Origin of the sequence: Streptomyces sp. NPDC051940, from assembly GCF_040680895.1 — a bacterium.
GTDB lineage: Bacteria > Actinomycetota > Actinomycetes > Streptomycetales > Streptomycetaceae > Streptomyces.
Genome location: NZ_JBFAXR010000210.1, coordinates 1 through 8,688 on the forward strand (window position 1 = coordinate 1; position 8,688 = coordinate 8,688).

General features: G+C 73.7%; 8 protein-coding genes. 6 read left to right on the forward strand and 2 right to left on the reverse strand.

What is annotated here, in order from left to right:
• Positions 1–547: 547 nt before the first annotated feature.
• Entirely contained in the window at positions 548–1,363 is an 816-nt protein-coding gene (locus AB0M28_RS38745; RefSeq protein ID WP_365415249.1) for an enoyl-CoA hydratase-related protein, read from the reverse strand.
• Between the two features lie 298 nt (positions 1,364–1,661).
• Here AB0M28_RS38745 and AB0M28_RS38750 point away from each other — a divergent pair, with 298 nt between their 5' ends.
• Positions 1,662–1,829, forward strand: a complete 168-nt coding sequence (locus AB0M28_RS38750; RefSeq protein WP_003966491.1) for a DUF3117 domain-containing protein — start codon at positions 1,662–1,664, stop codon at positions 1,827–1,829.
• 109 nt (positions 1,830–1,938) lie between these two features.
• On the opposite strand, the gene AB0M28_RS38755 is transcribed toward AB0M28_RS38750, so the two are convergent.
• Positions 1,939–2,631 (reverse strand): O-methyltransferase, encoded by a 693-nt coding sequence (locus tag AB0M28_RS38755; RefSeq protein ID WP_365415251.1) that lies wholly within the window; start codon positions 2,629–2,631, stop codon positions 1,939–1,941.
• A 201-nt stretch (positions 2,632–2,832) separates the two neighbouring features.
• Here AB0M28_RS38755 and sigE point away from each other — a divergent pair, with 201 nt between their 5' ends.
• From sigE to AB0M28_RS38780, 5 genes are all read left to right on the forward strand, one after another.
• Positions 2,833–3,633, forward strand: a complete 801-nt coding sequence (gene sigE, locus AB0M28_RS38760; RefSeq protein ID WP_365415253.1) for an RNA polymerase sigma factor SigE — start codon at positions 2,833–2,835, stop codon at positions 3,631–3,633.
• Complete coding sequence (locus AB0M28_RS38765; RefSeq protein WP_365415255.1) at positions 3,630–4,307, forward strand: anti-sigma factor; 678 nt, start codon at positions 3,630–3,632, stop codon at positions 4,305–4,307. Before sigE ends, AB0M28_RS38765 begins: the two co-directional genes overlap by 4 nt.
• A 630-nt stretch (positions 4,308–4,937) precedes the next feature.
• Positions 4,938–7,244 carry a trypsin-like peptidase domain-containing protein gene (locus AB0M28_RS38770; protein WP_365415257.1) on the forward strand — a complete coding sequence of 769 codons (2,307 nt, stop codon included), beginning with the start codon at positions 4,938–4,940 and terminating at the stop codon, positions 7,242–7,244.
• A 157-nt stretch (positions 7,245–7,401) separates the two neighbouring features.
• Complete coding sequence (locus AB0M28_RS38775) at positions 7,402–7,839, forward strand: sec-independent translocase (RefSeq protein ID WP_365415259.1); 438 nt, start codon at positions 7,402–7,404, stop codon at positions 7,837–7,839.
• A gap of 130 nt (positions 7,840–7,969) precedes the next feature.
• A partial coding sequence (locus AB0M28_RS38780; RefSeq protein WP_365415261.1) for a hypothetical protein occupies positions 7,970–8,688 on the forward strand: 719 nt, incomplete at its 3' end.

The following is an 8,688-nucleotide window of genomic DNA, read 5'->3' on the forward strand; positions in this document are numbered from 1 at the left end:
CGGCGCCAGGGCGCCGCCCAATGATCGGCTCCGCTGACGCTCCGCCGGGGGTTGCCTGCGGTGACCCGGTGGGGTTGCGCCGGCTCCGCTGCGCTACGCCGTCCGGATGCGAAGCGATCGGCTCCGCTGGCGCTCCGCCGAGGGATGCCTCCGGTGCCCCAGCGGGGCAACACCGGCTCCGCTGCGCTACGCCGGCCTCCAGGGTGACCCGCACCCTTCACCGCGACTGGCGCACCCTTCCAGCATGACCGCACCACCCCCTCAGCCCGTCCGGCGTTTGAGGACTGAGGCGCGCAGCGCCGAATCGCGCCGCAGGCGCCAGCGTGATCGGATGCTTGCAGCGGGACCGCAGCACCCCCTCAGCCCGTCCGGCGTTTGAGGACTGAGGCGCGGAGCGCCGAATTGCGCCGCAGGCGCCAGCGTGACCGGACGCTTGCAGCGTGACCGCAGCACCACCTCAAGCCCGTCCGGCGTTTGAGGACGAGGCGCGCAGCGCCGACCCGCCGGCGCCCGGCACAAACCGCACCGCGCGCAGCGGCCGCGCCCCCTACCGCCCCAGGAAGCGAGGCGGCTGCTTGGCGACGAACGCCTCCACCGCGATGCGGTGGTCCGCCGAGGCCCCCGCGAGGGCCTGGAGCTCCTCCTCCTTGGCGAGCGTCTCCGCGAGCCCGTGGCTCGCGGAGAAGGCGAGGGATTCCTTGATCGCGGCATAGGCGGCTGTAGGCCCCGAGGCGAGGCGCTCCGCGACCGTCCGCGCCTCCTTCGCGAGGTCCGCGGACGGGACCACCGCGTTCGCGATGCCCAGCGACTGGGCCTCCGCGGCCGGGATGGAGCGGGGGAAGAGCAGGAGGTCCGCGGCCCGGGACGGGCCGACCAGCCGGGGGAGGGTCCACGAGACGCCCGAGTCCGCCGTCAGGGCGACGCCCGCGAAGGACGTGTTGAAGGCCGCCGTGTCCGCGACCACCCGGTAGTCCGCCGCGAAGGCGAACCCCGCCCCCGCGCCCGCCGCGACGCCGTTGACGCCGGCGACGACCGGCTTCCGCATCGAGGTGATGGCCGTCACGATCGGGTTGTAGTGGTCACGCACCGTGTTCATGACCTCCCCCGCGTCCTGCGGGGAGGAGGCCGCGGCGAGCAGGCCGATGTGCTCCTTGAGGTCCTGCCCCACGCAGAACGCCCGGCCCGTGGCCGTCAGCAGCACCGCCCGTACGGCGTCGTCCGCGGCCGCCTCCTGCAACCGGTCGCGCAGAGCGACCTTCGTGGCGATGTTCAGCGCGTTCATCGCCTCGGGCCGGTTCAGCGTGATCGTCGCCAGACCCTCGGTCACGTCGTACAGGACAGGCTCGGCTGTGGCCTCGGCCATCTCGGGGCACCCCTTCGTCGCGGCTCGGCACCGGGCGGACGGCGCCCGGCCTTCCGTCAGGATGGCGGAGATCGGCGGACCGCAGCAGCCGCGCGGATGTGATCTGTGCAATATCTTTCGCGGAAGCGGCATCAGCGCGAAAGGGGCAGTATCGCAGTCCCGTCGCCGAATTGGGTGGTTTTGCGAATGCGCGTTGCCTACTCGATGCGAACCGATGTTGGTCATCAGGACCCGTGATGCGGGATAATGGCCGAGAACAATTGTGTTCGACGAGCTGGTTTCAGGAAGGGGAACGAGCATGGCGGCCATGAAGCCGCGGACGGGTGATGGCCCGCTCGAGGTGACCAAGGAGGGGCGGGGCATCGTCATGCGCGTTCCGCTCGAAGGCGGCGGGCGGCTCGTCGTCGAGCTGACCCCGGATGAGGCGGACGCCCTGGGCGACGCTCTCAAGAAGGTCGTCGGCTGACGAGGCCGACGCCACCATACCGAGCTGCCCCGGCTGCCCTACGGCCGGGGCAGCCCCTTTGGCGGGTGATGTCGGACACTCTCCCGGCGTCGCCCCGCCCGGAGCGGTCTCAGGCCTTCACCGCGCACAGCAGCCCGTCGCCCACCGGCAGCAGCGCGGGCAGCAGCGCGGGGCTCTCCTTCACCGTACGGAGCAGCTCGCGCAGCTTCAGCACCTCGCCCCGGTGCACGGCCGGATCCACCGTCCGGCCCTCGGCGAAGACGCCGGCGAAACAGACCAGGCCACCCGAACGCAGCAGGCGCAACGATTCAGCAAGGTACTCGACCGACTCCCAGGGATCACCGTCGGCGAACACCACGTCGTAGCCGCCGTCCGCGAGCCGCGGCAGCACGTCCAGCGCCCGGCCCGCGATGATCCGCGCCCGGTTCGGCGCGTACCCGGCGGCCTGGAACGCCTGCCGGGCGAACTGCTGCAGCTCCGGCTCCACGTCCACCGTGGTCAGCACCCCGTCCGCGCGCATCCCCTGCAGCAGGTGGATCCCCGACACCCCCGTGCCCGTACCGATCTCCACCACCGACTTCGCGTCGGCCGTCGCCGCCAGCAGCCGCAGTGCGGCACCGGTGCCGTCCGAGGCCGCCGTCACCCCCGCCTCGCGGGCCCGCTGGCGGGCCCAGAGCACGCTGGAGGCCACCGTGGCGCGGTCGGGCCCGGCCTGGCGGGCATGCTGGGCGACGCGCGTCGACCCAGCCGCGCCGTACGCCTCGGCGAACGACCAGTTCGCCTGCCGGTTGCCGGTAATCACGCCTCCCGCGCCGCTCTCCAAGTCCCCGTGGGCAACGCCCAGCGTGACTGTATCCGTTGGCGGCGGGAACCTGCCGTGCGGTCCGCGCGTTAAGCAGCAGGTAAGTGAGTGCGAGTGTGGGGCCGAACGGTCTTGAACCGGGCTTAACACCGCAAAAGGCGGAGCGGATAAGCTTATCCGGAGCTAACGGGTGAGGTGGTTATGGTAGTGGCCCTACTGGACATCACCAGAGCCGACAGGGGAGGTGCGGCGACGTCCGGTGATCGCGGAGCGCTCCGGCGCCTGATTCCGTGGTCCTCGGGTGCGCCGAAATCCGTGACCGACAACGCTGACAACGCCCGCGCCGCCGACACCGTGACCGCGTCCCGCACGACTGCGACGTTCACGGCCGACGAGTCGGCTGGTGCCTCAGGGGGGTGGACTCCGCCTTCGTGGGAGGAGATCGTCAGCACGCACAGCGGCCGCGTCTACCGGCTCGCCTACAGGCTGACGGGCAACCAGCACGACGCGGAGGACCTCACTCAGGAGGTCTTCGTCCGTGTCTTCCGCTCCCTTTCCACGTACACGCCCGGCACCTTCGAGGGCTGGCTGCACCGCATCACCACGAACCTCTTCCTGGACCAGGTGCGCCGCAAGCAGCGCATCCGCTTCGACGCCCTCGGCGACGACGCGGCCGAGCGGCTGCCCAGCCGCGAGCCCACCCCGCACCAGCACTTCAACGACACCCACTTCGACGCGGACGTCCAGCAGGCGCTGGACACGCTCGCGCCGGAGTTCCGGGCCGCGGTCGTGCTGTGTGACATCGAGGGGCTGTCGTACGAGGAGATCGCCGCGACCCTCGGGGTGAAGCTCGGTACGGTCCGCAGCCGCATCCACCGCGGCCGTTCCCACCTGCGCAAGGCGCTCAAGCACCGTTCCCCCGACGCCCGGGCCGGGCGCTCCCTCGCCGCGGTGAACGCCGCCGGCACTCCCGCATTCGGAGGGGAGGGCCGGATCGCGTGAGCGTGGAGGGCGGGCTGTCGCCTGCCGAGCAGCATCTGGGAGACAGGCTTGCCGCCCTGGTCGACGGCGAGCTCAGCCACGACAACCGCGACCGGGTGCTGGCGCACCTGGCCACCTGTCCGCGCTGCAAGGTCGAGGCCGACGCGCTGCGGCAGCTGAAGAGCGCCCTCGCGGTCGTCGCCCCGCCACCGCCCTCGGACGGGCTGCTGGCCCGGCTGCAGGGGCTGCCGGGGATGGACGACGACGCACTCGACCGCAACCCGTTTCGCCCCGGCGGCGGGGGAGGCGGCGGCTTCGCCATGGCCGAGGCGGGGTCCTCCGGGGGCTTCAGGATCCATGAGATAGCGCGTTCCGGGTCCGTCGCCCGGGGCCGCAGGCTCGCCTTCGTCGCGGCCGGCGGGATGGCCTTCGCGGCCTTCGCCCTCGGCGGCGCGGTGTCCGGGGTCCAGGGGACCCCGGGCGGGGCCGCGCCGGGTCCGTCGGCGGGCGAGGAGCGCACGGTGACTCCCGCGGCCGCGCGGGCGGGTACGCGGCGGGGCGGGGCCCAGTCCACGGAGAGCGTCTCCTCGCAGCTGATGGTCTACCCGTATCCGGCTCCCCTCCGGACGAGCGGCGTTGTCGCGCCCTCCCCGTCCGTGTCGCCGATGTCGCAGCCCTCGTCGCTGGCGCACTGAGCGCCTTCGGCGGGGGGCCCGGCCCGCGTCGGTGGTGTGGTGCGGCTTCAGCGTTGCTGCCGGTTGCTTCGCGCTGCCGTCGGGCGGGGCCTGGTGCGGTGCATGGGGCTTACGGCGTGGGTGAGTTGGCCGGTGGAGAATTTCGCTCGTGCGGGGCGACGCTGGACGTCGGCAGGCGGGGGCGGTCCGCACCATCAGGCTCGCCTTGCCGGTGATGGCGCCGGGTGTCCGCGGCTGTGGCGCCGGGCGTCCGCCGCGCGGACACGCGTGTGCCCCTCTCGCGCAACGCCCGGCTTCCGCAGGGTGCGTGTGGGCGGGTGGGGGTTTCGGCTTTCGGCCGGGCGTGAAAGGGTCGTTCGACGCGGAGGGTGCGGAAGCGCACGATCCGCATGGCCCCGGCAGGGGCGTCGCGGGCGCCGGGGGCCACCTGATTGAATCGGTGCGTGGCCGGCCCGCGTGATGTCCGGGCCGGGCCGCTGAGTCGTGCGGCAGCGCCTCCGGCGGGGCGCGGCGACGGACGGATCCCGGGTTCCGCCCCCGGACCCCGGGAGAGCGGGGTGGCCGACGGCGGGTCCGCCATCCGTGGTTCAGCGGTGTACGTCGCCGGAGGCGCTGAGTGATGGGGAGAGCATGGACGAGGGCAAGCCGAGGTGGTCGCGTCCGGACGCGGGCGGCGGTCGCCCGGCGGACGCCGACAACGCCACTGTGCAGGAGCCCGCGGAGGGGCGGGTGCCTCCGCCCCGGCCCGGCGCGGGCGGCGAGCCGGAGGGCGGTGCGCGGCGCAACGGTCCGATGAGGGGGGAGAGTTCGGACCCCGCGGGCGCCCGTGAGGGCGGCCCCGACTCCGTTGCCGGCACCGACGACGACAGGACGAGGGAACTCCCCAAGGTCGCAGACCGCGCGCCCGAGCGCGGCGCGCGCGACGGCGGCGCTTCTCGGCCTGTCGACCGCTCACCCGAGGCGGACCGGCGCGAGGCCGCCGCGGCCAAGGGGGCCGCTCCTGCAAGGGCAGAGCGAACGGACCGGACGGCCCCGCCTCCGACGGACCGCACCACCCGGGAACCGGGAGGGGACACGAGCCGCGAGCCCGGCGCCGACCGCGATTCCGGCCGCGGAGGCAGCCCCGCACCCGACGGCCGCCGCGACACCCGCCCAGCGGGTGGCGACGGGCGCGCTGCCGGGCCCACCGAGGGCACGCGCGCCACACCGCCCGCTGACGCCCGCCGTCCCACGGACGGCACGCGCCCGGGGGAGGCCCGTACCGCCGAAGGCAGCCGTACCCCCGAAGGCAGCCGTGCCGACGACCCCCGCCCCGCCGAGGGCCCCCGTCTCGCCAAGGGATCGCATCCCGCCGCCGGGGGCGACCGGCACCTGAGGGACGCGCGGCCCGACGCGCGCCGTGGTGACGGCGCCCGGCCCGCGGACCGGCACCCCAGGGACGCCCGCCCCGCTGAGGGCGACCGGCACCCCAGGGACGCCCGGCCCCCCGAGAGCGACCGCCACCCCAGGGACGCCCGCCCCGCCGAGGGAGGGCGGCCGGGCGACCGGCACGGACCGCACCAGGGTGGGCGCCCCGCGCCCGGGCGCCGGGGGGAGAGCGAGGCGCGGCCCGCGCCCGGCAACCCGTACGCCGCCCAGCACCCCGGCGGAGCCCCGCGCGCCGGCGGCTACGGACACCCCGGCGGGCCGGCCCCGCACCCGGGCCAGGGCGCCGCGCCGCAGGGCTGGGGACACGGCCCCCAGGGCGGCCGCCCGCAGGGGCCCGTACCGCCGCAGCAGTGGCAGCGCTACGACCCCTGGGACGCGCCCGAGCGCGAGCAGCGTGCGCGCCGGGGCGGCAAGGGCGCCGTCGTCGGCGCCATCCTGATCGCCCTGATCGCGGGCGGCGTCGGCGGCGGGCTCGGCATCTGGTACGAGCGCAACGGCGGCGTGGGCAGCGCGATCGAGCTGGACCAGTCGCCGGTCGACGGCGATCTGGAGCGCGCCCCCGACAGCGTCGCCGGCATCGCCCGCACCGCACTGCCCGGCGTGGTCACCATCCACGTCAGCGGCAGCGACGAGCAGGGCACCGGCACCGGGTTCGTCCTGGACAAGGCCGGCCACATCCTGACGAACAACCACGTGGTCGCCCCGGCCGCCGAGGGCGGCGAGATAACCGTCACCTTCGCCCACAACGAGTCCGCCCGCGCCAAGATCGTGGGCCGCGACTCGGGTTACGACCTGGCCGTGATCAAGGTCAGCGGCGTCTCCGGGCTCAAGCCCCTGCCGCTCGGCAACTCCGACTCCGTCGCCGTCGGCGACCCGGTGATCGCGATCGGCGCCCCGTACAACCTGGCCAACACCGTCACCTCCGGCATCATCAGCGCCAAGGAGCGGCCGATCACCGCCGGCGGCAAGGCCGAGGGCAGCGACGTCTCCTACGTCGACGCCCTGCAGACGGACGCGCCCATCAACCCCGGCAACTCCGGCGGGCCGCTGCTGGACCGCAAGGGGCGGGTGATCGGCATCAACAGCGCGATCCGCGCCGCCGACGTCCCCGAGGGCGAGGAGGGCGGCCAGGGCGGCTCCATCGGCCTGGGCTTCGCCATCCCGGTCAACCAGGGCAAGCGCGTCGCCGAGGAGTTGATCAACACCGGCAAGGCCACCCACCCGGTGATCGGCGTCACGGTCGACATGCAGTACACGGGCGACGGCGCGCGGGTCGGCGAGTCCTCCGGCAGCAAGCCCTCGGTCACTCCCGGCGGCCCCGCCGACCAGGCGGGCATCCGGCCGGGGGACGTGATCACCGAGGTGGACGGCGACCGGGTGCACAACGGCGAGGAGCTGATCATCAAGGTCCGCAGCCACCGCCCCGGCGACCGGCTCACCCTCACCGTCGAACGCGACGGCGACGAACGGACCGTGGACGTGGTGCTCGGTTCGTCAGACGGCGACTGACCAGCCGGGACAGGCGGCGGCCGGCCGGGACCCGGGCGGCCGTTGCCTGTCTGTTATCTTCGCCCCGCCCCGGTCGCCAGGTACTGTGAATGGGTCCCGCCCCCGGCGCGCCACGCACTGGCGGCCGCGCAAGGTAACTGCTGCAAGGAGCCGCCAGGTGTTCTTCGACATAGGACCCCTCGAGCTGATCGCGCTCATCATCCTTGCCGTGCTCATCTTCGGCCCCGACAAGCTGCCGAAGGTGATCCAGGACGTCGCCGGGATGATCCGCAAGCTGCGCGAGTTCTCCGACAGCGCCAAGGAGGACATCCGGCGGGAGCTCGGACCGGAGTTCAAGGACTTCGAGTTCGAGGACCTCAACCCGAAGAACTTCGCCCGCAAGCACCTCCTCGACAACGAGGACCTCGGGCTGAAGGAGCTCGCCAACGGCTTCGACCTGAAGAAGGAGATGGCCGAGGTCGGCGACGCGGCGAAGACCGTGGGCGAGATCCGCGAGGACAACGCGGGCGCGGGCAAGCCCCGTACGAGCCTGCGGAAGGACGAGCAGGCCGAGGACGGGAAGAGCGTCACGCCGTACGACTCCGACGCGACCTGAGCGGTACGGCGTTCGGCGCAGTGCGCGCCGGACGCGGTGCGGCTCTCCGCGGTACCGGGGCCACCTGATCGGACCAGATATCAGACAGAATGTCTGTCCCCCCGAACCGGGGTGGTTATCCTCTCCGACTATGGAGACTACGAGTCGGACGGGGACGGCGAGTTCTGCCTACGGGGAGGGCGGGGTCACCGCACCGCCCGGCGAGGAACGGGTCGTCGACGAGTTCCTGCGCGCGTCCTTCCCCTGGTACGGCCTTGACCAGGCATTCTCCGGGCCGCGCTGGCTGCTGCGGACGGGCGCCGGCGCGGACGGCCAGATCGAGCACGGTTCCACGGGACACGGGGACACACCCTCGTACCTCGCCGAGGCGGGCCTGAAGGACCACCGCTTCACGGTGGTCGTGACGGTCGCCAGCCGCCCCGTCAGGCGCAGCGCGGACGGTACGGGCGTACTGGACGCCACCTCGGTGTCGAGCGCCGCGTGGCTGGCCGGTTCGGGGCTGCTGAGCTGCACCTGGCCGGCGCAGATGGAGCGGGCCATGCGGGAGGACTGGCTGGCCCAGCAGACCGGCGTCGCCTGGGAGCTGGCCGACGACCTCCAGGGCCCCGGCTGGTCCACCCTCACGCTCCCCGTCGACGGGGAGCCCGTGCCCTTCCACTACCGCGAGTCCGAGTACGGCTGGGTGCTCGCGGGCGCGACGGGCAACACGGTGCATCTGGGCGCGTACGGGCGGGGGATGAGCGCGTACGGCCTCGCGTTCTCGGTGGTCAAGGACGTCACGGCAGCGGCAGGCGTTCCTCCTGCTGGACGCGAAGGGCAGGCCGCTGCCCATGTGCGAGATCTTCAGCC

Excerpts from the sequence above, each read along its gene's own strand:
- AB0M28_RS38745 (WP_365415249.1), bottom strand. The coding sequence starts at position 1,363 with ATGGCCGAGGCCACAGCCGAGCCTGTCCTGTACGACGTGACCGAGGGT.
- AB0M28_RS38750 (WP_003966491.1), top strand. The coding sequence starts at position 1,662 with ATGGCGGCCATGAAGCCGCGGACGGGTGATGGCCCGCTCGAGGTGACC.
- sigE (WP_365415253.1), top strand. The coding sequence starts at position 2,833 with ATGGTAGTGGCCCTACTGGACATCACCAGAGCCGACAGGGGAGGTGCG.
- AB0M28_RS38770 (WP_365415257.1), top strand. The coding sequence starts at position 4,938 with ATGGACGAGGGCAAGCCGAGGTGGTCGCGTCCGGACGCGGGCGGCGGT.